The organism is Sulfolobus acidocaldarius SUSAZ (assembly GCA_000508305.1).
Lineage (GTDB): Archaea > Thermoproteota > Thermoprotei_A > Sulfolobales > Sulfolobaceae > Sulfolobus > Sulfolobus acidocaldarius_A.
Window position 1 is genome coordinate 466,557 of record CP006977.1, and the last position, 24,554, is coordinate 491,110.

The window sequence follows — 24,554 nt, forward strand, 5'->3', positions numbered from 1 at the left end:
TTATAAAAGTTTATCACTCTCATTTTCCTTCTTTGCTAACCTAACGTAGATTTTTCGAAGTATCCTAACTATGGTCATAGCTTCTTCATTATCTTCTATGCCTTTAATTAGAACTCTCTTTAATATTAGGTACATACTTCTTGTTGCATCTTTGTTAACTAGAATATCCATGATCTTCTTAGAGTAATCATCAATTAGTTTAATAGGTTCAGACGATACACTGGGGATTTTGTTATTTCTGTTTCTCCACAGCTCATATAATACTATCCCTACTGCATGTGAAAGATTTAGAACAGGATATTCCGGATTTGCTGGTATAAATAATAGAAAATCTGATTTAGCTATTTCTTCTCTAGTTAAACCTACACTCTCTCTACCAAAAATAAATGCAACCTTTTTATCCTTAATGAGGCGCTCCAAATCTATAGGTCTTATTGACTTACGTAATAAATCTCCTTTAATATCGGCTATACTTGAAGTAGCAATTTTTAGGTCCACGTCACGTATAGCGTCATCAAAATTGTTAGTTATTTTCATCATTTTTTCTATTACTTCACTACCCTTCGCTGAAAACTTAATGGCTTCATTGATATCACATTTTGGATTTACTACATAAAATTCATCTATCAGGAAATTTTTGACTAAACGAGCTATGAATCCTAAATTATATGCACCCTCGGGTTCAACTATTACTAGCCTGATCGTCATTTTTTATCAGCTCCAAACCAATTAACCTTTCCAGACCTATCTTTATTTCCTTTCTGCTAGATATTATGAACCTTTCCTCCAAAAAAGACATTAATTTATCTTCATCCGATAAAGATGAATAAACTATGTAGACTCTCTCAGCCATAACCTCGCTTAAGAAGGATAATAAAATATCAATACCACTCTTTCCTCCAGACCAACTATAACCTAACCAATTATCATATTCTTCAAATGGAAGGTAAGGAGGATTAAATATAGCTACATCAAACTTCGTATTTCTTATACAATCTAATAAATAACAATTAAGTACATTTCCACTGAATCCGTTTGATTTAAGTGTACATAGAGTAGCGTCTGCAGCATTAGGATTAACGTCTATAGATAGAACTCTCTTTGCACCTAATTTTAAGGCATGCAAAGATAGAATACCGGTTCCACTACCCATATCTAAAACGGTTTCTCCATCTTTAATCTTTATCATATCCATTATTAATTCTGTATCTTCAGCCGGAATATATACATCATTGTTCAGACAAAGTTTATACCCACGGAATGCAATAAATCTGTTATCTCCCATGGCTTAAACTCCCTTACCTTCTTATTATTTTGTAATTCAAAATTGTAACCACATAACGATAATGCGTTTTTAACACTCTTGTTTCTATATTTACTAACGCACTCTATTATTTCACTTATATTTTTATTATATTTTCTTGCCCTATCAAATACGACTAATTGAGAAAAAACTTTAGGATTGGGTGAGAATGCGCTTGGTGGTACAATATCAAACAGTGATATTTTGTAGTAATAATTTAAAAGGTAAGATATTAATGTGGACTTTGAAGTAATTTTATCTATAAAATCTTTCTGTACTATAAGAACTAGTTTCATAATATTATCTAGCTTTATTACCTCATGAAAAAAGTCTGTTGTTATGTAATAGGGCAAAGAGGATACTACTTGGCCTCTAGTGGTTGGAAGATATCTTCCATCCCCTATTATAAGTTGATAATTTCGTAAGTGATTGATAAGAGAAACGTCTATTTCAATCGCAATATCGGGTTTAAGAAATTTTGTAATAACACCGTTGCCAGATCCAACTTCTATTACGGGTCTTGTAGAATGATCTACAAGAGAAATAAGTTTCTTTATAACACTAATGTCATTTAAAAAGTGCTGTCCTAACTTATTCTTCATCGTAGTCTCTCAAGGTATCCTACATATATTGGTTTTTCTACTACTTTCTTTATTTCTTCAACAGGATAGACGAACAGATAGTATTTTTCCCCTCCTTGTAATTCCTTTATTATTCTCTCCTCTAATATGTTGACCACGTCCTTCACACCAATCCTTGATTCGATATCCTTATAGGAAGTGAACAACTGTTTCCTTCTCTCTTCAAGAATTATTCTAAGAGTTTTCTTACCAATATTAGGTAGTAACTCTAATGCATGAAGTTTAAGAGTTAATGGCTCGGCAGTATTAAAGAATTTAACGAAAATTTCTTCCTTTTGCAAAATTATGCTTCTTAAAATTTTAACTAACTCCTCTCTGGCTACTGTGGTTAAATCCTCATATATTACTAAATTATCTATCTTTAATGGAGATGAGCCTAACTTAACTCTCTGTTCTAGTTGAAACTCAAATTTGGAATCTAATGGTGATGCCTCCATGAGCATAAAATAATCTTCGCCAATTAATTGTACAACAGGCTTATTCCTATGATATTGATGCTTGTCTAATGGATTTCCCTGTCTCAAATAATCTAAAATATATCCATAGTTCTCCAACTTTTCTTTGACTTGTTTTCTCCTCTGCATACAAGATATAATAATATTTTTAAAGTAAAAAAATATCTCAGCTCTCCACGTACTTTTTAATAATCTCAATAATTTTCTGAATCTGCTCAGTACTATAGATTGTAGATGGGTCAATCACAAGAACTGATCTCACTTCTTCTACAGTAGTTGGACAAATACTTGCCAACACTGCTCTTACGTCCTCCCTCTTTACAATCTCTTCTAGTTCCTTCATAATTTTAGATGCGGAATCCTCATCACATCGTGATATGGAATTCAAATAATCAAATGTTTTTTGAATTAAATTAGAAGAACTACCCGTATCTATAAGCTCCTTAATGTATTTCTTAGCTATAGAATAAGGGACAAAACGCTCTTCAATAGTTTTAAGTGAATATGACAAAATAATTTCACCTTAAAATATTATCTTTTTTGTATTCCATTAAATGGAATTAAATGCTCTGGCCTAACTATAAGAACTCTTTCCTTATCACCTGTATTTACTTTTACCTCGTATGCTTTCCCTCTCTTTCCAACAACTAGACCAACTTTACCATGATACCTTCTATGAGGCATGCCTTTATGTATAGAAGGATTTATTTTAACAACCACATATTCTCCCTGTGAATAATCATGCATTAATAAGCTTAGTTTCGGTATAGCGCCCTTTTCTCTCACTTTTTTTTCTAATAATTTTCTAGTTTTCGATCTGTAACCCTTTGACCTTGCTACCAATCTAATTAACCCGTAAAAACTACTACTTTAACCAAATTAAGATTTTTGATTATCAGCTTAGGGCAACTTTCATACATATAGAAGTACATTTTGACGAATAGGTTTACATAATTCAATTTTATATGAAGACCTTGTTATAAGAGAGCGAAAATATTTTAAATAATAGAGGCGTTTACTAATCTTAGTTGCGGGGGTGCCCGAGCAGGTCAAAGGGGGCGGACTTAAGATCCGCTGGCGTAGGCCTGCGTGGGTTCAAATCCCACCCCCCGCACTGTGGGGTAGTGCTCCCCACATCTTCATTGCTAATGTAAAACTCTACTATATTGTAAGATGTTCTTGAAGCTGGGGTCTTTACTAGCTTTCACCATAAACCCTTGGGATGTCTGAAGGTGTGACGTCTGTGTAGTCAACACCTTTGACTATCTTTACCACTTCGTCAACTGGTAATGCCTTCATTACCTCATTAATAATCTCATTAGTGTGCTTAATCTTTTTAGGACTCTCATTATAACCCCTGACGTATAGGTACAGCTGTTCCTTGCTCTTGTGTGCAATTTCCGTGAGCTTTGGGTAACCTAGGAGTTCAACTGCCCTCTTCTGTACCCTTAGTCTGTTCCACAACTATCTGTTACTAACATCTGGTATATAGTTGGTTATCAATTTTTCCCTCAGCCATTACCCACGTAAATGTCTATATGGAGAGAAAACAGTTTCATTTCATGTAAAAGTATGGGCCCGCTGGGATTTGAACCCAGGACCTCCGCCTTGTAAGGGCGACGTCCTAACCAGGCTAGACGACGGGCCCTCAAGCTATTAATTACTTAGCGGGATTTTAAAAGTTTAATTACGACATTTGATAGGATATGCGATGCTTGTAACTTATATTGTTCTAATGCTCTCCAGAATTTTTGGTGCGTATACGTTATCTATGCCCTTTATTTTACCTTCTACTAATCTCTTGAACGAACTTATTGCAGAAGGCTCTCCATGATTTAATATTAGGTTTTTTGGCTTTACGTTTAAATTCCTTAAAAACGCTAGTAGTTGCCTCCTGTCACTGTGTCCTGAAAATCCCTCTACAACTCCTATTTCCATACTTACTTTTATGTTTTCAACCCTTCCGTCCCTGTCAAGTATCTGTATGTCTTTAGCTCCATCTCTGACTTTTCTTCCTAGTGTGCCCTCTGCTTGGTAACTAACAAAGACTATCGAGTTCCTTGTGTCATGAGCCATATTTTTGAAGAACTCTACTGCTGGGCCGCCGTTTAGCATTCCTGAAGTCGCTATTATAATACTTGGCTCACCTTGGGCAATATCTTCCTTATATCCTTCGATTCTCTTAAAGAACTCTGACATAAATGGGTTTTCGTCCCTATAAAGTATTGCCTCCCTCAACTCCCTACTCAACCACTCTGGGTATGCAGTATGTATGGCAGTTATCTCGTCTACCATTCCTGTTATATAGACGGGGACTTCTGGTATTTTCTTATTTTTCATTGCGTCGTTTATGACAAGCATTATTTCCTGTCCTCTCCCTACTGACAACACTGGGATCAGTACTTTTCCTCCTTTACTTATTGTCTTGTTTATTATGTCAATTAGCTTTGCCTCTGCCTCCTCTCTGTTTTCCTGTTCATGTGCTCCATAAGTTGTCTCCATAATCATTGTGTCGACTCTTATGAACTCATCGTTAGCCTTGTCTAGAAGCTTTGTCCTAGCGTATTTGAAATCACCAGTGTATACTACATTGTGTAATCCTTCCCCAATGTGTAGATGTGCCATTGCTGAACCTAATATATGTCCAGCATTGTAAAACGTCAACTTGACGTCAGGGGCTATGTCAGTGACTTCACCATAATCAAGTATTATAGTGTGTAGTAGTTCCCTTCTAACCTCCTTAGCTGTGTAAGGTATTGGTCTTCCTTCCTTCTCAGCCACATCGAGTGCATCAAGTTGTGCTAATGCCATTATATCCCTTGTTGGTGGTGTCATGTATACAGGCCCTTCATAACCATATTTAAATAACAGCGGAACCATACCACAGTGGTCTAAGTGTGCATGTGTTATTACTACAGCGTCAATATCCTCAAGTTTAACTTGGTCAATGTCTATCCTTGGGAATAATTTTTCGCCATAGGAAACACTTGGGTTTAAGCCCACATCAAGTAAGATCTTACTTTCTGGGGTTTCTACAAGTACTGCTGACCTACCAACTTCATTAAATCCTCCTAATCCTGTTATCCTTACAAACTTATCCTTAAATAGTATATCTCTGTGTATTCTCTCTCCAAATACTCTTAGTGCCTTTGCCCTATACTCTGTCTCATTGTATATGTGAGTTAATACTCCATCATAAGTCCTTGACTTCAAAGGTGGTTCTCTTACTATTATTGGTCTCCAGTAAGTTTCAGCAAATATCTTCTGTTGTATAGAACCGCCTTTGCCTATAACAAGTCCTGGTTTTTTAGCCTTTATCAGCACTTCCCCCAGTTCATCGTCAAACTTAATGTCTATTATTTGAGCCTCTTGCGGTACTATGTTTTTTATTATTTCTTTTGTTTCCTCTTTATCTTTCCTTGACTTTGGATCTGCTTTCACAACGACGCGTTTCTTTATTTCCTTCGCTATTTTCTTTACTGTTTCACCATCTACAACAGCAGGATTCTTAATGTAGACTGCTATTTCTGGTCCTTCAAAATCTATTTTTGAAATACCTGCCTCTTTAGGCATACCGTTGTATATTGCATTGACTATGTTTAATCTGATTGACACAGATTCCACCAGACCTAGAAGTAGTTACTTACACGTATGATTGGTAATTTTTAATATTTAAATTCTTGTTATATAAGACTGTGGAAATCAAGGAACATATCATTAATTTACCTAAACATATCTACACTGGATACGGCATTTTAGACAATTTTAGAAATTACTTACAGACATTAAATTTACCTCAACCCTTTCTTGTGATTACAGGACCTGTAATACACCAAGAGATATTTTCAAAGAGAATAGAAGAGCATATCAAGGATTTCAAATATGAAGTAATAATAATAAACAAATCTGATTTATCTGAAGCGGAAAAAGTTGAGGATATTGCAAGACAAAAAGGCATAAAAACCATATTAGGAGTGGGAGGAGGTACAGTAATTGATATTGCGAAGTTTACAGCATATAAGATAGATAGAGAATTTATTAGCATTCCTACTTCGCCATCTCACGATGGTATTACATCACCCTTTGCTGCAATAAAAGGGCTTGGGAAACCTATCTCGATTAAAGCAAAGGAACCTCTAGCTATAATCTCTGATGTGGAGATCTTAGCCTCAGCCCCAAGAAGATTAATAAACGCAGGCATAGGTGATACGTTAGGTAAGATCACTGCAGTTAGGGATTGGAGATTGGCTCATAAGTTGAGGGGTGAATATTATGGAGACTATACTGCCTCTCTGGCTTTAATGTCGGCAAGGCATGCATTATCATGTACTAAGATTATTAATAAGGATATAAGGGCAGGGGTAAGGATCTTAACAGAAGCATTAATTAGTAGTGGAGTTGCAATGGGTATGGCTGGTAGCACTAGACCAGCTAGTGGGTCTGAGCACCTTTTTGCTCATGCAATCGAATTGCTTTATCCTAATATTGGTCTTCATGGGGAATTGGTGGCTCTAGGAACTATTATGATGGCATATATACATGGAATAAATTGGAGGAGAATTAGAAGAGCTATGAAAAAAATTGGTCTACCGGTAACGTCAAAACAGATAGGAATACCGGATGAAGGAATAGTAAAAGCATTAACAATTGCACATAGTATAAGACCTGAGAGATATACAATTTTAGGTGACAGAGGTTTAACGTGGGAGTCTGCAGAGAAAATAGCCAGAGAGACGGGAGTTATAAGTTAACTAAAAGTATCTTTTTGGAAATTCTCAATAAAGGATACTACAGACTCTGGTAACACATAGGTTATGATATCCCTCGCTAGCATGTAAATAACTAATTGAAAATCTTCAACCTTATAATAGTCCTTAGGGACAGTAATTTTCAAATTCTTTTTATCCTCTCCCAATTCTATACCGAACTTATCCGCATTGTTTTTCCCAAGCCACTTCTCTAAAACAGCCTTAACCTTGTCCTTCTCGTCTTGCAAAACCTTAACTACTTTAACCTTATAGACGACTGTTTTGTCTGCCAACGGATGATTGAAGTCTAAAACTACCCTTCCCCCTGTGACACTTTTCACTGTCGCAACAGAACCGTCTGTAAATCTTACCATCATATTTGGATAGGGGTTTACTCCCCTCTTCTTAAGATCGCCTAGGGATACAATTCTTACCTTAGTAGGATCTTTCTTTCCATATGCTTTTTCTGGTGGTATTTCAACCTCCTTTTCTTCTCCTGCATTCATTTGATATATAGCCTCTTCCAATCCAGAAATTAATGAATGTTCGCCTAGTATCACAAGTTTTGGTTCGTACTTTACATTGTTACTATAAATGTTAGCCTTCTTAGCTTCCTCTTCTATTGTAGTATCGAAAATCTCTCCGGTATCTTTTACCTTAGCAACATAATCAATATAGACAAAATCTTTATCCTTAAACATTTGTATCTCAAAATTCATAGCAGTAACAGTTTTTAAAGCTATACCTATACTGAGGATAAAGTTAAAAATCACTGAGTAACTTAGATTATGAACAAGAATGAAAGGAACGCCGTCATTTGGTAAGATGAATAAAACACCAACTCATGTAAGATGTAGACGTTGTGGAAGAAATAGCTTTAATGCCAGAAAAGGTTATTGTGCGGCTTGTGGATTTGGAAGAAGTAAGAAAATAAGAAGGTACAGTTGGCAGAACAAAAAAGTAAATGGAGTGAGATTAGTATAATGTTCGAATGGACTTGGCATCTAGAATGGCAGACGCCACAAGAATTTCATGCACATGCAATTAAGAGGATATTAATAGAGGAGAGAAGTGAATTTCAGCGAGTCATATTAGCTGAACTGTTTAGATTTGGAAAAGCACTAATTATAGATGGTAAGATTCAATCCACATTAGCTGATGAGTTCATATATCATGAATCGTTAGTTCATCCTCTTCTTATATCCCTAGAAGATCCTGAAAATATTCTTATACTAGGTGGCGGAGAGGGAGCCACACTTAGGGAAGCACTTAGATACAAAAGTGTGAGAAAAGTTACAATGGTAGATATAGATCCCGTTGTGATAAAATTTGCAAAGCAAAACCTACAAGAATGGCATATGGGAAGCTTTGATGATAGTAGAACTAATCTGGTAATAGGAGACGGATATAAATTTGTTAAGGAAACTAATGAAAGATATAATGCGATTATACTAGATTTGACAGACCCTATACAGGATTCACCTTCACAATTACTCTATACAAGCGAATTTTACAGAGATTTGAAGAGTATAATTAGCCCCAACGGTGGTCTAGTAACACAAGCTACCTCTCCATCCTTTAGTTTAGACACCTTTTCCATTATATATAGTACACTAAAAACTGTATTCAAAAATGTGAGTGCAGGTATAACTTATGTACCCTCTTTTGACGGACTATGGGGATTTATATATGCTTCTGATGTGACAAATCCAGCTCATCTAAATAGGAACCAGATAAATGACAGAATTAAAGAGAGAGTTACAGGTTCTTTACGTTTCTACGACGGAGAAACACATGAAATGTTATTTAGAGTACCTAAGTATATAAGAGAAAAAATAGAAAACGAAAAAAGAGTTTCAACTCGTGAGAATCCAGTAGCTACACCAGCATAAGTTTATTTTTAGTTTCAACGTATAGGTAAATAGTGCCGGGGTGCCCGAGCGGACTAAGGGGGTAGGCTCGAGACCATTTCCAGCGTTAAGGCGGGCGACCTACTGCCTCTCCGAGGCACGCGGGTTCAAATCCCGCCCCCGGCGTTAGTTTAAAATTCTCCAATTTATATCATATATTGATTGCGGGGGTGCCCGAGCAAGGTCAAAGGGGTCGGGCTCAGGACCATATGGTGAGACCCCCGATGGTGTAGGCCTGCGTGGGTTCAAATCCCACCCCCCGCAATTTTAGATATGACATGTTTCATAATCTATTTTGTTCAGATTTTCTATACATAGCTCAAGATATAATATGCCTCTAATTAAATGTTGATGAGAATAACAAGGGTGTGTAGATTAGGACTTCATATTAATTTGATGAAGCTCCTATGAATGTCTCAGATAAACAAACTTTTTTACATATTATTTCATTAAGCCTTTATGAACTATAGAGTTAAAGACCTAAGTTTAGCTGAGCAGGGAAGAAAGCAGATAGAATGGGCTGAATTGCATATGCCAGCCCTAATGGAAATTAGAAAAAGATTCAAAGCTGAAAAGCCCCTAGATGGAATAAGAATAGGTGCGGTGCTTCATGTAACCAAAGAGACAGCAGTATTAGTTGAAACACTTAAAGCTGGAGGCGCTGAAATAGCTCTAGCTGGTAGTAATCCATTGTCTACACAAGACGATGTAGCTGCAGGATTAGCTAAGAACGGAATTCATGTTTACGCATGGAGAGGGGAGACAGAAAAGGATTATTATGATAACATAAGAGAGATCTTGAAATATGAACCACATGTTATTATGGATGACGGAGGAGATCTTCATGCATATGTTCATGAGAATAATTTAACGTCTAAAATTGTTGGAGGTACTGAAGAGACAACCACAGGAGTAATTAGACTAAAAGCAATGGAAGAAGAAAAGGTTTTAAAATACGCTGTTATTGCAGTAAACAACGCTTTTACAAAATATCTTTTTGATAATAGAATAGGAACAGGACAAAGTACTATCGATGGAATCCTACGAGCTACAAATATTCTGATTGCCGGAAAAGTTGCAGTAGTGATAGGTTATGGATGGGTGGGAAGAGGTATAGCAAGCAGATTTAAGGGAATGGGTGCTAGAGTAATTGTAGTAGAATCATCTCCATTTAGAGCGTTGGAGGCGTTAATGGACGGATTTGACGTAATGACCATGAATAAAGCTTCTGAAATCGGAGATATATTTGTAACAGCAACTGGTAACCTCAATGTAGTTAGTAGAGATCATATACTAAGAATGAAGGATGGTGCAATTCTAGCAAATTCTGGACACTTTAACGTTGAGATTGATATTAAAGGATTGAAAGAGATTAGCGTGGAAACTAGAGAAGTTAGACAAAACTTAGAAGAATATAAACTTAGAAATGGAAAAAGAATATACTTACTTGCAGATGGTAGACTTGTAAATCTTGTGGCAGCAGAAGGACATCCTAGTGAGGTCATGGATTTGAGTTTCTGTAACCAGGCTTTGTCAGTAGAGCATTTAGTTAAAAATAAGGGAAGATTAGAAAATAAGGTCTACAACGTTCCCATAGAGATAGATGAACAAGTAGCCAGACTAAAACTTAAAGCGTTAGGAATAGAGATAGAAGAACTAACTACGGAGCAAAAAGAGTATATAAAACAATGGAAGTATGGAACATAATTTTTTCATTTTAATTCTAAATTAACTCTACTTAAAATAGATAAAATTTATCTATTACAAAAACTTTAAGAGTAACTATAATCCTTCATACTCTAGACATAGCTGTGGCTGAAGATAGAGTAAACATTAGTTCGAAAATTCTTTCTTCAATAACTAAAACAATAATATTTGTTATTATATTTGTTATAATAGAAGCTATTGTGAATAATTTTCTTCCATCTTTACTTAGTCAAATAAGTCTAAATTTTCCTCCATTAGTCCAAGGCTATGTAAATATTAAACCGTATTTACCTTACATAAATATACTATTGAGTTTATTATTTGGTTATCTGATAATCACTGAGATCTCTAACGTAATATACTGGAATCTAAGAATAAAATACGATCATCCAGTTGCGCATAGTGTAAGAAACGTTATAAGAATTTTAGGAGTAGGAGTTTTAGGTGCAACTATTGCAGGAGGAGTTGCAGGAGTCGCCCTTGGGGGATTTATTGGAGTAGTAATAGGATTTGCAACACAATAAGTATTAGGACAAGCGGTAGCAGGACTATTTGTCTTAATAGCTAGACCATTTAAGATCGGTGACCAGGTAAACGTTGGAGGCGACATTGGAGTTGTTGAGGATATTACAACGCTCTTTACCATAATTAATAAGGGTGACCAACTAGTACTAATCCCTAACAATACGCTTATAGGAAGTAAAATATATGTGATAAAGAATAATACTCAAAAGAAGTAACTCGTAGTAAATGAATGTTTTTATGCGTATAAGCTATAATTTAACTTTCCAATTCCTTTCTAGGGAAAATATCATAACCTTATCACGGCATAACTTTTTAAAAGGTAACTATTTTATTATGTTATAGTGGGCCCGTAGCTTAGCCCGGTAGAGCGCCCGGCTCATAAACTATATACGTGGAGAGACCGGGTGGTCCGGGGTTCAAGTCCCCGCGGGCCCATGGTCTCCGCTAAAGATTCTTCAAATTACCAGATTTTAACCCTTAAAGTTTTAGATACATAGAGCGTCATACGTAAGTGGGAAAAATATTTTATAAAATATTAAAATATTCAACTTTTTTGAGCTTGCCATGAGATCTGTAATAAAACTAAACTTAAGGATAGTAAAAAATAGTGCATAGTCTAGGAGTGATTGTGCAGGATATTCTAAGTACAGAAAAGAATTAGGAGGAGGAAGCAATTTGTAGGAAAGGATACACGAGAAGACTACTTGGTAAGCAAAAGCTAGAACAAGTATCGATTTAGCCTTATTCTTTAGTACCTCAGCTATAAAAGGAGAAATTATCGCCCAAGTGTTACACTTACCATCGAGAACAAGAACGCGTACTCCGCATTGTTTAAATAATATTCGAAGTACGCAAGTTAAGTAAAAGTATTGACTATTGCATTTACAAGAAGAAGTAAAAAATAGGAAATTAGAGATTGTCTTTTTATTAAATCTTTCATTCTTATTACTCTAAACTTTTCTTTACTGAATAACATAAGTTACTTTTTGGAACATGATCGCACTCTATATTTTCTGGTGCACATTCATTTTACCTACCTCATCGTTTATCACTTGATTTAGGTACCATTTTATATAACCTAAGAGCTCCATTTAGATACTTAGGGTCTCCCGTAACTGCAAATATCACACCTTTTTAGGATATACTAATACTGCTACCATATGTAGAATGCCAAGATTTTCAGATATATAAGGTCTTCCGTTAACGACTTTGAACAATAGAACCGAATACTTATCATCTACTTCTAAACACGAATTGGTAACCATAATACGAGGCGTCAGAATAGCGAAAAATAAGACGCGTTGTAAATACGATGACTATATTATACGCGAGAGGAAAGGGCGGATTATGTATATAAGATAGAGAATGTAAACTGTGAGATAAGGGAAACTTACGTTGGTTCCTTAATTGACGTAGTTGAGACTTACCTAAAATTGAAAAATAGCAACGGGGGTGTGAAGGTGTCCCCCATATGGGCCCGCTGGGACTTGAACCCAGGATTTCTGCCGCGTCAGGGCAGCGTCCTAACCAGGCTAGACGACGGGCCCTCTCTAATAGTTTAATCTTTACCCGTTTTTAAACTCTTCGTGTAAAATACATGAATGAATAACGGCTATAGATGCAATTGGGGAAATCTCCACATCTATATTTCTAAGTTTATAATTTTCACCCAGACTTAGGTCTATCTTAGAGAAACCATTTTCTATACCAGAAAATACTAACATAATCTTATTTTTGTCATTAAAAACCTGAGGCTCTAAAATTTTTTGAGCCTGGCTGGTTAGAAGAACAACTAGATCTGGTGATAAAAGTTCTATTGCGTCTTTTAAATCTGGTAATGATATAAACGTTTTACCTAATTTGAAGGCCAACTTATTGACTTCAGGTACACCTACATTTGAGGCTACTCCACCTACTTTAGTTGCAACTAAATAGTTTATATTTAAACTAAATACTAGCTTAGCAAAGTCGATTAGCTTTTGTGCACTCGTAACATTATGTAAAACTGGGATCAACTTAGGCATATAATATACCCATTATTTCTCGGGCAATTGTGGTAGAAAAGACTACTGGAACTGATTCGCCTACCTGATTATATTGTTCGTCTCTATTACCTACAAATACATGGTCATCAGGATAGCTCATTAACCTTGCTTGTTCTCTGACAGTAAGGAACCTATTTTCAAATGGATGAATGAACCTAGAATTTCCCATCACCGTGGGAGCTATTCTATACGGATTTAGTCTTATATATAACGGTATATTCCTGCCTGAGGAACCTTTAAACATACTTAAATAGTCTCCAAAATCTAGCCTAGCAAACTTTCTTATTTTCTCCTCGCTAACTTCAGTTATTTCATGGTTAGGCAAAAGATTTGGTTTTTCAGCTAGATCCCCTATAGCGTTCCATACTGTGTTTAGCCTAGCACTCTTTTGCTGTTTAAACTTAACATTAGATACAAAAACTCTAGTTCGCCTAGATGGATTTCCTAAATCTTCTGCTCGCAGTATGTTAAAATAAACTTTAGGGTAACCTATTCTTAAAAACTCTCCCTCAATTGAAGACCTGATAACATCAATGTTTGCAATAGATGGAACATTTTCCATTACGAAAATTTTAGGTTTCAACTCCCCTACTATTCTTATAAATTCTAATGTTAGCTGACCTCTCTCATCCACAAAGAGTCTCTCTAATGGATCAGACCTTCTTGATGGGTTTGCCCCTGTAAATGGCTCACAGGGAGGGCTACCAATTATTATATCTGGTTCCCCTCCTATTAGATACTTAATATCTCGACCTATTATACTTCTTATATCATCCTCTATAACTATCGTATTTGGAAAATTAATTGAATAAGTTCTTGCTGCTGCATGATTTATATCTACTGATAACTTTATTTCAAAAGGTTCACGGTTAAATCCTAAAGAAAAACCTCCAGCCCCACTAAATAAATCAATAACTTTTACTGGACTCACGTCTAATCTCTTTGTTTATTTCCTCCTCTATCTGTTTAATTTTTTGCTCAAGAAAGCTCCTAGCTTTCTCAGAATCGTACTGTGATAAAGAAGTTCCACACTTCAGGCACTTGAATTCATTTTCTATTGCTTCATCGAAAGAATATTTTATGTTATCCTGTGGACAGAAATAAAATAGTCCATCCTTCTCTTGCTCATATCTATTTCTAAGTTTCTCTAAAATAAGCCTCTTCCTGGACAGAAGAATTTCATTTATCTGATTTACGTTTACCTTCCAGTAATATATGTATAGGTTTGAGTCTTTATCTTTGGTCTTACGATAAGTGACTAAACCATGGTCAGATAATAAATAAAGATATTTTCTTACTTCATTAGGTTTTGTGTTCAACTCCTTAGCGATCTCCTCATCAGTTATTTCTGATTTCTTTCCGATTAAGTATTTAAGTAAGCCTAAAGCTTCATCCCCAACTAGCTCTTTAGCCAAATTAAGCACTATATTTTCTATATCACTTGTCAGTTTTCACCACCCGTTTCCCCTTTAGTTGAGGAATAATGTAGAATTTGGCATCACTAAAATGTATATATAGTTCTTCACCCTTATAAATCCTGTCTAGAAAGATAGCTAGTGCTGAAACCTCAGAGTGTGGCTGATTTCCTATACCTATATTATAATCTGAGTTGTAATAATACCATCCCTCCACCTTTTCTGAACCTATGACAACTAGAAGTGGTAACGTAAAATTCTTACTAGCCTTAGTTATCTCATCTATCATATCATCTATCATTTTACCATACATAGTTAGATGAACTACTAAACCTCCTTTCTCCCTCCAAGACTTAACTATTTTTTTAGGATTATCCACGAACTCTACCTTAAAATAAGATTTACCTCCCCATACTTCCAGTACTCTATCGACCTTACTTTTGAGATTAATATCCTTTACGTCTATAAATATGCCTTTAGCTCCAAAGGCTCTCGCTACCAAAGTAACATGGGTGGTTATTCTCTTATCTCTCTCTGGTCTATGTCCTAGTCTTAAAATATAGATATCTTTTATTTGAGGACTAGTTCTAATAGTCTATCCCTAACAGTATTTATATTATAACCTTTTAACGCTGAAATTGGAATAATATCATAAATAGGTGTATATAAATCTTTGGCTATTTTCCACGTAATATCAATTTTTTGATTAATATAACTATTATTGACAAGATCAGCTTTATTTAATACGATAATCATGGGCTTACCAGATATTCCTATGTCTCTAAGTATCTTAAATGAACTTAATATCATGTCTATGAATAAAGTATCCTCCACAGAGGAGTCCACAACCAAGAGTAAGGAATCCGCATATTTTGCTTCTGATAAAGTAACGTAAAAAGCCTCAATTATTTGAGGAGGAATTCCTCTTATAAAACCCACAGTATCAACAAGAAGTAGTTTATCACCATTTACTGAGATTCCGTACCTTTTTGGTAGCGTTGTTGTAAACATTGATGAATCTGTTTTCTGCTTTAATCCTGTTAGTGCATTGAATAAAGTAGTTTTTCCCGCGTTAGTATAACCGACTATAGCAGTAGTTTTTAACTCTGTTTTTCTTATCTGATCCTCTTTTATCTTCTTTATATTATTTAGTTCTTCCTTAATTTTTACTATTCTTCTCTGATAGAGTCTCACTGTTGACTCAATACCATAAACACCTGCTCCTAAAGGACCCTGTTGTTCAGAAACTTTCATCCTTTTATACATGTCTTTTAGAACTGGCAGTTGATGTTTTAATCTTGCAAGCTCAATTTGTAATTTCGCCTCTTTAGAACCTGCATGTAGTGCAAATATCTCTAAAAGTAAGAGAATTTTATCTAGTATTTTTTTGTTTTTTAATTCTCTGATTAAATTAATAAAATGCCTAGACTTAAGCGTTTCGAAAATTATAATCGTATCAACATCGCTGTTGTTTTTCAGTTCAAGAAGCTTAGTTTGAGAGATATAAAAATTGGGATTTGGCTTCTTAGGTAATTTGATAACTTTAAGAACATTATATAACGCTGCTTCAGCTAAAGCTTTAGCCTCATCCTCATATTCCTCAGCGGTAAAAAGTACTGCAAAGTTCACTTCTTCCCCTCTCTAATATTTACGATGTCCCCTAATGTCAGACCTAAATCTTTTTGGGGATTAGATTCCTCTTCCCCTTCTATTGGAACCAACAACTTAATACCTAATATTCTCTCTAACTGTTTAGCCTGTTGGATAGTAGGCTTTAGTTTACCACTTTCAAATCTCTTGATTATATTCTCGGATACTTTCAACGCTTGTGCTAATTGCTGCTGTGACATCTTTAATCTTTCTCTTGCTTCTTTGATGATTTTATAATATTCCTCAACTATATCTAATTCCACTTCAGTATATTTTTTGTTAGGGCTAGTTTTTATTCTCTTCTTATCCTCCTCTTTCTTTAAATTAACAATTTTAGCATAGTTTTTAATTTTATTGAAACAATTACTACAAACAGTAATAATACTTCCCTCATAAGAGACTGTAAAACCCTTACCCTTTATGGGAGAACCACATAACTCACAGTATTTTACATTTTGGTTTTGCATATAATATATACACGACTTTGTATATTAAACACTTTTATTGGTTTTCGTACAAGTAATATTATTGGGTAAAGTTGTTCGGGGATGTTGATAGTTATAAGAATCGTGAAAATAATAATAATTATGACGAAACGCTGGTAAAACTTCTTGAAGAAAAAATAGAAGCTCTCACCAAAGAAATAGATAAATTAAGACAGGATTTAAATTGGTATAAAACTGAACTAGAGAAACTACTGGCACCTCCATATATTGAAGCTACAATATTAGATATATTACCAGATGGTAAGGTGATTGTAAGGAGCTCTTCGGGACCAAACCTAGTTGTAAATGTAGCCACGAACGTTGATGTATCCAAGTTAAAACCAGGCATGTCTGTTGCATTAAGTCAAAGAGGATCAACAATTATAGATATATTACCAAACAGAGAGGATATAATAGTAAAATCTTTTGAATTAATAGAGAAACCAAATATTCATTATTCTGATATAGGAGGTCTAGAAGACCAGATAAACGAACTAAGAGAGGTAGTCGAATTACCATTAAAAAATAAGAAGTTATTTGAAGAGCTAGGAATAGAGCCCCCTAAAGGAGTACTATTATATGGACCCCCTGGCACTGGAAAAACTATGCTTGCTAAAGCTGTAGCAGCTGAAAGTAACGCCACATTTATTCATGTTGTAGCATCAGAATTTGCCCAGAAATTTGTAGGAGAAGGAGCTAGAATAGTTAGAGAGGTCTTCGAATTAGCTAGAAAGAAGGCTCCATCAATTATATTCATAGATGAGCTTGATGCGATTGCTGCAAGAAGGATAGATATTGGTACAAGCGGTGAAAGGGAAATTCAAAGAACATTGATGCAGTTATTGGCTGAAATTGATGGATTTAAGGCACTAGATAACGTTAAGATAATAGCAGCTACAAACAGAATCGACATATTAGATCCTGCTATACTAAGACCTGGTAGGTTTGATAGATTAATAGAGGTTCCATTACCAGATGAGAAAGGTAGAAAGGAGATTTTCAAAATCTACCTTCAGAGAATGAGGATAAACGAAAACGATAAATTAAACTATGATCTAATTGCTCAACTCACAGATGGTTTCAGTGGTGCAGACATTAAGAACGTTTGCACTGAAGCTGGATATATGGCAATAAGAGAAGGAAGAGAGTCAATTAAATTCCAAGATATTATTAGAGCCATAGATAAAATAAAGAAAAAGAATTTAAGGAAAGCGATTAATACAAGAACCGAGAAATATTTATGATATTTAAATTTCTCAAGGCTCCTTATGAAGCTAATGATGAAGAGATGCGATATATATACGATGTTTTATCATATCAGTTTTCCCCTTCTTTATCTGATTGTATATTTACTAAGCACAATAAGTTTTTAATTCAAAGATCTATAAATACAGACAAGATAAGAGATATTCTTACCCTTGATAGAAAACTCTTTTTAGTATTAAGGGCACAAGATAATCTTTTCTCAATCACTGAGGCAAGTGGTAATGATATAAAAGAGTGTTCACAACCCCCAAGCTTTAGAGTGATGATACAAAAAGAAATCTCTGAATTCATATTACAGGGTAAAAACGTATTTTGTAAATTTGTAGTAGATGCAGACCCAATGATAAGGTACGGGGATGAAGTTTTAGTTGTGGATGAAGATGATAGATTATTAGCAATTGGTAGAGCTAAAGTATCAGGAGAAGAAATAAAACAATATAAAAAGGGTCTAGCTGTAATTGTAAAGAGGGTGGTAAAATAATGAATATAAAGATAACCTTGAAGGGAATAAATGAGAGTGAACTGCAAAATGCTAAGTTCATAACTGGATTTCGAACAATAGGAGAGGTAGGGTATATAGCTACTAGATATATTGCTCTAAAAATGAAGATGAAGAGAATTGGCTTTATAACGACAAAATATCTTAGAGATGTAACTTTCCTTGACGAGTACGGTATCGCAACGCCTTTTGAATTATTTTATGATAATGATAATAAAATTCTAGTTTTATTAAATCATCTTTTACCGCTACCTCGAGAGGCAAATATGTTTTCTGAAAAAATAATTAAATGGTTAAAGAGAATAAATATCAGCAATGCCTTCTATATAGGAGGATTAGATAAAAGATATAGAACTAATAACGAGAAATTGAGATGGATAAAAACCTCTAATAGTACTATAAATCTGAATTTTCCACTTATGGAGAAACAACTACTAATGATAGGACCACTTGCCCTATTAACGATATACTCCGAAATAGAGGACTTACCTGCAACTGTACTACTACCATATGCTGATAGGGACAGAATAGATCCTGGAGCAGCAGCTACAGTCGTTGAAGAATTAGCTAAGTTAATAGGCGTAAACATAGATGTGACAGAATTATATGAAGATGCTAAGAAAATAGAGGAAGAATTACAAAAACAATTAGAGCTTATTCAAAAGGAGATTAACAGGGGCGCCTCTGATAGAGTCTATATGTAGAATTTTTTCACATCCAATTATACTAACTATTTCATATGATCTTTGTGATAGAAACTCCTTCAGTTTATTCTTAAGATCATAAATTACATCCTTGTCTATAGTCGAGGGCATTTCTGATTGGAAATATGGATATGTGAAAAAGACATTATAAGGCACACATCCATAAAATGGTAGAACAATATACACATCTGCATTTTTCATATCTTCAATATTTTTTAAGGGGTTATTTTTACTATCACCGCAATATAGAACAAGGGCTTTGCTTCTTTGTTTAATCTTGCTTAGTGTATATGTATGTCTAATTACTTCTGGTCTATGAAGAGAGGAGTTATCAAATAAGAATACTCCTTTAACTTCTCCCTTAACCCTCGGATCATACTTTTCAAGATATTTCGAATAGTTTAGAATTCTTTTAAATGCCTCAAAGGTTGATGGATGCGAATATGCTTTCTGTTGTATATATTCAAATAATCGTCCTTCTTTTAGGCTTTGTTTTATATAATTTATTTCTTCTTTTATAACATAAAGGTTATGCAATGCTATTAAACGTACTTTTTGCTCCTCTGGCATTTCCATTACATCTTTTGGGCTGTATCTAGAGCATATAGGGCATGAGCAAGGGAAATAATCAAGCTCTTCAAGCCTATAAACGCGTTCTCTTGTCATATACCTATGATCCCTAGCATAGAGTATGTAAGACGCTGAATCAAATGTATCTACACCCAACGCTACAGCAAAAGCGAATATATGTGGATGACCTCCCCCAAATAAATGGAATGGTTTTCCTCTACTAACATTACTTTTTGATTTATAAATCATATCTATAAGCGGAGCATATTCGTATCTCTGCATCAAAACAGTTGGACTACCTAAAGCTAACATTTTATAGTCTTGGTTCATGTCAGCAATTTTAGCAGAATATTCTATGAGATCTAAATACATACCACCTTGTATAGGATGAACCCATATTATTTCGTCTTTAGATATCTCAACAAATTTAGAAGCTTCTTTAGCTCTACTTATAGTACTTTCGACACTTTTCTCAGCTTCCTTTTTATCCTCCGTGAGACCTGTCGGTATATCTAATATAACTGCTATGTCTGGCTTTAGTTTGGTCTCATAATTTACTATATCTACATTACTGACATCGATATCTCCATACTGTAAGATCTGGTATGCACCTGAATCCGTCATAAGTATCTTGTTATAATTAAGGATGGAATGAAGGTCTTCATCTTTGCCTATATACTTTTTGATTAAAAATGCATTAGTAATTATACTTTCAAAGCCTACAGATAAGATATCCTGAATGGTTATTTCATTCTTTACTGGATTTATGACAGGAAAAAATGCTGGTGTTTCTAATTTTCCGTGCTTAGTCTCTAAGATTCCTATTCTTCCTGCAAGATCTTCATCTTTAATTTCGAAATCTCCTATCATTTCATGATCCTTTTTTCTTTTTATCGATATAGGAGTTAAATATATCGTAAACCTTCTGAGCTAATGGACCGCTACCTTCAACACCATTTTCAGTAACCTTAACCCTATCTAATATTGTTACTACTCCAGCCTCTTCATAGACTTTGATGTCAGTGGTTCTTAAATTTAGTTCTTTTGTAATTACATCTGCAAACTCTCTGGGATCAAATAGAGGTGCAGATTTAACTAGAATTTCAGTTATCATATTTCCATTAATTATCACCTTATAGTATATGTTGTTGTCATTATCTTTTGCGTTGAGTAGAGATATCATGAATGGAGAGACCTCAAAAGAGCTTAAAACTCCTGAATATACTTTGTTATTGTTTAGCTTGACTATGATAGTCTTATCCAGTAAGGATCCTAGATCCCCCGAAATTCTTCTACTTACACTCATACATATTATGATATGACTAACATGGTTAATAATATTATTCAGTGGATGTGGTATTTTATGATAGAGAGTTGTGAAGGAAATGATGCAAGGAACCTGTAAAATATCTTCCATCGAAAAGGGGGCATTAAAGAATTTATATGTAGTTAAGATGTATTGTAATAATGACCTGAAGATAGAGTTTGATATAACAAAAGAACTTAGTATATTTTCTAAGGATGAAGAGGTCACATTTATAATATCACGCGAAAAGCCTGAATATAGTGAAAAGGATTTCTGTGCTCACGGCTACCTATTCCTTGAGAGGCAACAAGACGATGGAAGTTTCATAGATGAGATCTCCCTATATGGTTTAATTGTTAAAATTTTAAGCAAAAATGGATTAATTAATAGTAAGTTATTTAAAATGATGGATCATATATATTATTGCGTAAAGAAAAAGGCTTAAATTTTTATGAAATCTTCGTAGATATTGTTTTTGTTTATGATTAATATATCTATACCGTCACCAGACATTACATCTCTTTCCAATGCTGATTTCATAGATTTTATGGCTAATTCTTTTGCAGCCTCAGAAGTAAGCGATTCCTTGTATTCGGCTTCAAGTACACCTATAGCTACACGTGCTCCAGAACCTACAGCAGCATAGGAATCTTCTATTAATGAGCCAATTGGATCTAGTATGAATAGTTTTGGACCGTCCTCATCAACACCTCCAAACAATAACTCTGATATATATGGAAGAACTTTATTTTGGTATAATATTACTGAAAGTAGTTTAGCTGCAGCTCTTGCGGATATTTTTCTGGAATTATACATCTCATAATACTTAATTTCAACATTCATTATCCTAGTCAAAGTTTGAATATCTCCTACTATTCCTGCACCTGCGATTCCAAATCTTCCAAGCTTGAATACTTTTCTTGCTGATTTGCTTAAAACAAAATCCCCATAACTCAATCTTCTCTCTGCTGCTAATACTACACCATCCTTGGTCTTTATTCCTATAGCAGTAGCGGGTAATTCCTCCAAATTTGACCCCTATTAATTCAAACCTCGCATTAACTTAAATTATTTATTAATACATCCTCTATTTTCTCTAACTTTACAGTTTTTTGCTCTCTTTTTTTAAGGAACTTAATGGTAATACTATTTTCTTCCAATTCCTTCTTACCTATCAATGCAATTGCGTCATATCCTTCCTCCACATAATATATCATTAATTTGGAAAGAGGTACGTCTTTTAAGTTTAAGACACCTATAATATTATTTTTCCTTAATATATTCAGTAACCTTATCGCTAAACTTAAGCTATCCTTCGTTGATATTAAGGGAATTACGGCAATCTTTTTCCTTTGTAGATCAGATTTAATTTTGTTTATAACTAATGCTGTCCTCTCTACACCTATAGCAAATCCGATTGCCGGAGTATCAGTTCCACCGTACAATCTCACTAGATTATCATACCTTCCTCCGCCAGCTATACTAAAACTTACATCAGGGTGAACTACCTCAAATATTACTCCAGTATAATAGGCTAGACCTCTCACAAAACCTAAATCTATTTTTATTTTAACTCCAAGATCTTCAAGCACTTCGCATATAAACGAAAGCTTATTTATTTCTCCCTCCAAATTAAAGTTATATTTTGAAATCTCTTTTCTTAAACTTTCTAGTTTATCAGGCTCTATTTTATCAAATTTTAATGATATTAAATATGTTATCAGATCTTTGTAATTATTATCAGTAAATTCTTTAAGCGCATCATCTACTTTTCCTTTATCTATAAGATGAAGTAAATGTTCCTGCTGTTCCTCGCTTATTCCAGCCTTATTGAATATTTCCCTATAAATTCCTATATTATTAATTTTTATTATGATTTTGTCCTTAAGCCCTAGTGAATCATATATTTCATTTAATAAACTGATAACCTCGATGTCTGCAAAAGAGGACGATGAAGCTAATAATTCTACTCCAGCTTGTCTAAATTCCCTGTAACGACCGAATTGTGGTTCATCATATCTATATACTTGACCCACATAAAATAGTCTCAATGGCTTAGGCAGATGCTGCATTGAGTTGAGATAAACTCTAACTATACTAGGAGTGATCTCAGGTCTTAAGGCGACTTCTCTATCTGCTTTATCTTTGAATACATACATAGTTTTTCTTATTTCTTCTCCACTTTTAAGTGAAAATAATTTAAAATCCTCAACGATAGGTGTATATACTTCTTGATATCCTGAGTTTAGTACAACACTCCTGAACGTCTCTTCAATAAACTTTATTTTATTTAACTCTTCTCCATAATAATCTTTCATACCTCTAATTGGTTCAAATTCGCTCAATCTAGTTCATTTCTTATTTAGCCTTACCTCGGATAAAAAATAATATGTTACATCACCATATTTATCAACAACAGCTATAACACTATTTTTATTAATTTTTGATGAAAAGCTTAGAAATCTTTCTAACTCTTTAGCGTTTATTTTATTATTCTCATTAAGAACCATTATCACATATTCGTTATCTTTAACAAGAATATAGTTATTTAATTCTACAGGTTTCTTACCTCTACTCTTAAGGTCAGATATTACTATAAATTTGTCAATATTTGTACTTTCAGTCATCTATCTCTGAGTATCTACATTTGTCAAACAACGTAAAAATATTTTTCAGGAGATTTTTGTCCTATGGAATGTCCCGAGTGTAAGAGTAAAGAAATAGTATGGGATTACAAGTGCGGAAATTTGGTGTGTAGTAATTGCGGATTAGTTCTAGATAAGATCTACGACGATTATAACTATGTCGACAATGAAATTATGATAAAAATACAATCCACTTTTGCTAACGTCACAATTTTAACTTATAAAGATAAAATTGAAAAATTTAATAAAATTATAAAATTTAATAGTAAATTATCAAAAAAACAACTTCCTAAAAGTAGAAAATTATTAAATTATAATAACGCAATAATTAGATCCTCTAGTGCTACAATTATAAAATACTTGGATTTTAATGAAAAGCTATTACTTGTATATGACATTATTGATTCTATTCAAATGTTGAACAATATTTCAATTAAGTATAAAGTTGCATTAGCGATGTATTTCTACGATAAGAAAACTTTTAACAAAATTATGAATAATTTAGAGATAAGCAACAAGTATTTTAACAAGATACTAAGAAGACTTAATAGTAAGGAAAAGATGATAATAATGGAAAAAGTCATTAATTTACTAGAACAAAGATTAATTAGTCAAACGTTAAAAACGATGTAAAAATGATTTTTATAGATGGAAAAATTTTTATATAACCTCTTCTTATG

General features: G+C 34.2%; 30 protein-coding genes, 6 tRNA genes and 1 pseudogene. 14 read left to right on the plus strand and 23 right to left on the minus strand.

Annotation, left to right across the window (positions count from 1 at the left end):
- From SUSAZ_02825 to SUSAZ_02850, 6 genes are read right to left on the minus strand one after another with little or no spacing between them, the layout of a single operon-like run.
- The gene (locus tag SUSAZ_02825) at positions 1 to 702 is read right to left on the minus strand and encodes an RNA methyltransferase (protein ID AHC51027.1); all 702 of its coding nucleotides are present in this window, start codon (positions 700 to 702) and stop codon (positions 1 to 3) included.
- Positions 683 to 1,240, minus strand: a complete 558-nt coding sequence (locus SUSAZ_02830) for a methyltransferase (protein AHC51028.1) — start codon at positions 1,238 to 1,240, stop codon at positions 683 to 685. The genes SUSAZ_02825 and SUSAZ_02830 overlap by 20 nt, the downstream gene beginning before the upstream one ends.
- On the minus strand, positions 1,237 to 1,905 hold the full coding sequence (locus tag SUSAZ_02835; GenBank protein ID AHC51029.1) for a 16S rRNA methyltransferase: 669 nt from the start codon (positions 1,903 to 1,905) through the stop codon (positions 1,237 to 1,239). The genes SUSAZ_02830 and SUSAZ_02835 overlap by 4 nt, the downstream gene beginning before the upstream one ends.
- Positions 1,902 to 2,528 (minus strand): RNA-binding protein, encoded by a 627-nt coding sequence (locus SUSAZ_02840; GenBank protein ID AHC51030.1) that lies wholly within the window; start codon positions 2,526 to 2,528, stop codon positions 1,902 to 1,904. The genes SUSAZ_02835 and SUSAZ_02840 overlap by 4 nt, the downstream gene beginning before the upstream one ends.
- 37 nt (positions 2,529 to 2,565) lie before the next feature.
- Positions 2,566 to 2,910 (minus strand): DNA-directed RNA polymerase subunit F, encoded by a 345-nt coding sequence (locus SUSAZ_02845; GenBank protein ID AHC51031.1) that lies wholly within the window; start codon positions 2,908 to 2,910, stop codon positions 2,566 to 2,568.
- Between the two features lie 20 nt (positions 2,911 to 2,930).
- Positions 2,931 to 3,242: a 50S ribosomal protein L21 gene (locus tag SUSAZ_02850; protein AHC51032.1), complete on the minus strand. Its 312-nt coding sequence runs from the start codon at positions 3,240 to 3,242 to the stop codon at positions 2,931 to 2,933.
- Between the two features lie 187 nt (positions 3,243 to 3,429).
- On the opposite strand from SUSAZ_02850, the gene SUSAZ_02855 reads away from it, so the two are divergent.
- Positions 3,430 to 3,513, plus strand: a tRNA-Leu gene (locus tag SUSAZ_02855).
- An 83-nt stretch (positions 3,514 to 3,596) separates the two neighbouring features.
- Here the strand turns inward: SUSAZ_02855 and SUSAZ_02860 are convergent.
- The 3 genes from SUSAZ_02860 to SUSAZ_02870 form a co-directional block, all read right to left on the minus strand.
- Positions 3,597 to 3,863, minus strand: coding sequence for a hypothetical protein (locus tag SUSAZ_02860; GenBank protein AHC52434.1), 267 nt, complete (start codon positions 3,861 to 3,863; stop codon positions 3,597 to 3,599).
- Positions 3,864 to 3,972: 109 nt separating this feature from the next.
- Positions 3,973 to 4,047, minus strand: a tRNA-Val gene (locus SUSAZ_02865).
- Positions 4,048 to 4,121: 74 nt separating this feature from the next.
- On the minus strand, positions 4,122 to 6,014 hold the full coding sequence (locus SUSAZ_02870) for a hypothetical protein (protein ID AHC51033.1): 1,893 nt from the start codon (positions 6,012 to 6,014) through the stop codon (positions 4,122 to 4,124).
- A gap of 80 nt (positions 6,015 to 6,094) precedes the next feature.
- Here SUSAZ_02870 and egsA point away from each other — a divergent pair, with 80 nt between their 5' ends.
- Positions 6,095 to 7,150 (plus strand): glycerol-1-phosphate dehydrogenase, encoded by a 1,056-nt coding sequence (gene egsA / locus SUSAZ_02875; protein ID AHC51034.1) that lies wholly within the window; start codon positions 6,095 to 6,097, stop codon positions 7,148 to 7,150.
- Here the strand turns inward: egsA and SUSAZ_02880 are convergent.
- On the minus strand, positions 7,147 to 7,848 hold the full coding sequence (locus tag SUSAZ_02880) for a peptidylprolyl isomerase (GenBank protein ID AHC51035.1): 702 nt from the start codon (positions 7,846 to 7,848) through the stop codon (positions 7,147 to 7,149). The two genes, egsA and SUSAZ_02880, sit on opposite strands and share 4 nt — an antisense overlap.
- Positions 7,849 to 7,945: 97 nt before the next feature.
- On the opposite strand from SUSAZ_02880, the gene rpl37e reads away from it, so the two are divergent.
- From rpl37e to SUSAZ_02915, 7 genes and pseudogenes are all read left to right on the plus strand, one after another.
- On the plus strand, positions 7,946 to 8,131 hold the full coding sequence (gene rpl37e / locus SUSAZ_02885; GenBank protein AHC51036.1) for a 50S ribosomal protein L37: 186 nt from the start codon (positions 7,946 to 7,948) through the stop codon (positions 8,129 to 8,131).
- Entirely contained in the window at positions 8,131 to 9,039 is a 909-nt protein-coding gene (locus SUSAZ_02890) for a spermidine synthase (protein AHC51037.1), read from the plus strand. Before rpl37e ends, SUSAZ_02890 begins: the two co-directional genes overlap by 1 nt.
- A gap of 34 nt (positions 9,040 to 9,073) precedes the next feature.
- Positions 9,074 to 9,183 (plus strand) — tRNA-Ser (locus SUSAZ_02895).
- Positions 9,184 to 9,221: 38 nt separating this feature from the next.
- Positions 9,222 to 9,321, plus strand: a tRNA-Leu gene (locus SUSAZ_02900).
- 195 nt (positions 9,322 to 9,516) lie between these two features.
- A complete protein-coding gene (locus tag SUSAZ_02905; GenBank protein ID AHC51038.1) occupies positions 9,517 to 10,764 on the plus strand; it encodes an S-adenosyl-L-homocysteine hydrolase in 1,248 nt (415 codons plus the stop codon).
- Between the two features lie 104 nt (positions 10,765 to 10,868).
- A pseudogene (locus SUSAZ_02910) lies at positions 10,869 to 11,504 on the plus strand (Small-conductance mechanosensitive channel-like protein).
- Between the two features lie 128 nt (positions 11,505 to 11,632).
- Positions 11,633 to 11,724: transfer RNA gene (locus SUSAZ_02915), tRNA-Met, on the plus strand.
- Between the two features lie 689 nt (positions 11,725 to 12,413).
- Here SUSAZ_02915 and SUSAZ_02920 read toward each other — a convergent pair.
- The 8 genes from SUSAZ_02920 to SUSAZ_02955 form a co-directional block, all read right to left on the minus strand.
- Positions 12,414 to 12,554 (minus strand): hypothetical protein, encoded by a 141-nt coding sequence (locus tag SUSAZ_02920; GenBank protein AHC52435.1) that lies wholly within the window; start codon positions 12,552 to 12,554, stop codon positions 12,414 to 12,416.
- 207 nt (positions 12,555 to 12,761) lie between these two features.
- Positions 12,762 to 12,836, minus strand: a tRNA-Val gene (locus SUSAZ_02925).
- 18 nt (positions 12,837 to 12,854) lie between these two features.
- Entirely contained in the window at positions 12,855 to 13,313 is a 459-nt protein-coding gene (locus SUSAZ_02930) for an exonuclease (protein AHC51039.1), read from the minus strand.
- Positions 13,306 to 14,265, minus strand: coding sequence for a modification methylase (locus SUSAZ_02935; GenBank protein AHC51040.1), 960 nt, complete (start codon positions 14,263 to 14,265; stop codon positions 13,306 to 13,308). The genes SUSAZ_02930 and SUSAZ_02935 overlap by 8 nt, the downstream gene beginning before the upstream one ends.
- A complete protein-coding gene (locus SUSAZ_02940; GenBank protein ID AHC51041.1) occupies positions 14,243 to 14,782 on the minus strand; it encodes a transcription factor in 540 nt (179 codons plus the stop codon). The genes SUSAZ_02935 and SUSAZ_02940 overlap by 23 nt, the downstream gene beginning before the upstream one ends.
- Complete coding sequence (locus SUSAZ_02945; GenBank protein ID AHC51042.1) at positions 14,772 to 15,314, minus strand: tRNA methyltransferase; 543 nt, start codon at positions 15,312 to 15,314, stop codon at positions 14,772 to 14,774. Before SUSAZ_02945 ends, SUSAZ_02940 begins: the two co-directional genes overlap by 11 nt.
- Before the next feature lie 5 nt (positions 15,315 to 15,319).
- The gene (locus SUSAZ_02950) at positions 15,320 to 16,378 is read right to left on the minus strand and encodes a GTPase HflX (GenBank protein AHC51043.1); all 1,059 of its coding nucleotides are present in this window, start codon (positions 16,376 to 16,378) and stop codon (positions 15,320 to 15,322) included.
- Positions 16,375 to 16,866 (minus strand): XRE family transcriptional regulator, encoded by a 492-nt coding sequence (locus SUSAZ_02955; protein AHC51044.1) that lies wholly within the window; start codon positions 16,864 to 16,866, stop codon positions 16,375 to 16,377. The genes SUSAZ_02950 and SUSAZ_02955 overlap by 4 nt, the downstream gene beginning before the upstream one ends.
- A 71-nt stretch (positions 16,867 to 16,937) precedes the next feature.
- On the opposite strand from SUSAZ_02955, the gene SUSAZ_02960 reads away from it, so the two are divergent.
- Genes SUSAZ_02960 through SUSAZ_02970 form a run of 3 tightly spaced genes read left to right on the plus strand, consistent with a single transcriptional unit; the run spans position 16,938 to position 19,353 of the window.
- On the plus strand, positions 16,938 to 18,128 hold the full coding sequence (locus SUSAZ_02960; protein ID AHC51045.1) for an ATPase AAA: 1,191 nt from the start codon (positions 16,938 to 16,940) through the stop codon (positions 18,126 to 18,128).
- Entirely contained in the window at positions 18,125 to 18,631 is a 507-nt protein-coding gene (locus tag SUSAZ_02965) for a PUA domain-containing protein (GenBank protein ID AHC51046.1), read from the plus strand. Before SUSAZ_02960 ends, SUSAZ_02965 begins: the two co-directional genes overlap by 4 nt.
- Positions 18,631 to 19,353: a carboxylate-amine ligase gene (locus tag SUSAZ_02970; protein AHC51047.1), complete on the plus strand. Its 723-nt coding sequence runs from the start codon at positions 18,631 to 18,633 to the stop codon at positions 19,351 to 19,353. Before SUSAZ_02965 ends, SUSAZ_02970 begins: the two co-directional genes overlap by 1 nt.
- On the opposite strand, the gene SUSAZ_02975 is transcribed toward SUSAZ_02970, so the two are convergent.
- Complete coding sequence (locus SUSAZ_02975) at positions 19,297 to 20,793, minus strand: 7-cyano-7-deazaguanine tRNA-ribosyltransferase (protein ID AHC51048.1); 1,497 nt, start codon at positions 20,791 to 20,793, stop codon at positions 19,297 to 19,299. The two genes, SUSAZ_02970 and SUSAZ_02975, sit on opposite strands and share 57 nt — an antisense overlap.
- Position 20,794: 1 nt before the next feature.
- Positions 20,795 to 21,229 (minus strand): Sm ribonucleo, encoded by a 435-nt coding sequence (locus SUSAZ_02980; GenBank protein AHC51049.1) that lies wholly within the window; start codon positions 21,227 to 21,229, stop codon positions 20,795 to 20,797.
- A 70-nt stretch (positions 21,230 to 21,299) separates the two neighbouring features.
- Between SUSAZ_02980 and SUSAZ_02985 the strand changes: the two genes are divergently transcribed.
- On the plus strand, positions 21,300 to 21,674 hold the full coding sequence (locus SUSAZ_02985; GenBank protein ID AHC51050.1) for a DNA-directed RNA polymerase subunit G: 375 nt from the start codon (positions 21,300 to 21,302) through the stop codon (positions 21,672 to 21,674).
- Here the strand turns inward: SUSAZ_02985 and SUSAZ_02990 are convergent.
- The 3 genes from SUSAZ_02990 to SUSAZ_03000 are packed head-to-tail and all read right to left on the minus strand — an operon-like array spanning position 21,671 to position 23,856.
- A complete protein-coding gene (locus SUSAZ_02990; GenBank protein ID AHC51051.1) occupies positions 21,671 to 22,258 on the minus strand; it encodes a proteasome subunit beta in 588 nt (195 codons plus the stop codon). The genes SUSAZ_02985 and SUSAZ_02990 overlap by 4 nt on opposite strands.
- Before the next feature lie 29 nt (positions 22,259 to 22,287).
- Complete coding sequence (locus SUSAZ_02995) at positions 22,288 to 23,574, minus strand: histidyl-tRNA synthase (GenBank protein ID AHC51052.1); 1,287 nt, start codon at positions 23,572 to 23,574, stop codon at positions 22,288 to 22,290.
- A gap of 6 nt (positions 23,575 to 23,580) precedes the next feature.
- Positions 23,581 to 23,856, minus strand: a complete 276-nt coding sequence (locus tag SUSAZ_03000; GenBank protein AHC51053.1) for a tRNA-splicing endonuclease subunit beta — start codon at positions 23,854 to 23,856, stop codon at positions 23,581 to 23,583.
- A 63-nt stretch (positions 23,857 to 23,919) separates the two neighbouring features.
- Here SUSAZ_03000 and SUSAZ_03005 point away from each other — a divergent pair, with 63 nt between their 5' ends.
- Positions 23,920 to 24,507 (plus strand): hypothetical protein, encoded by a 588-nt coding sequence (locus SUSAZ_03005; GenBank protein ID AHC52436.1) that lies wholly within the window; start codon positions 23,920 to 23,922, stop codon positions 24,505 to 24,507.
- The last annotated feature ends 47 nt before the right edge of the window (positions 24,508 to 24,554 follow it).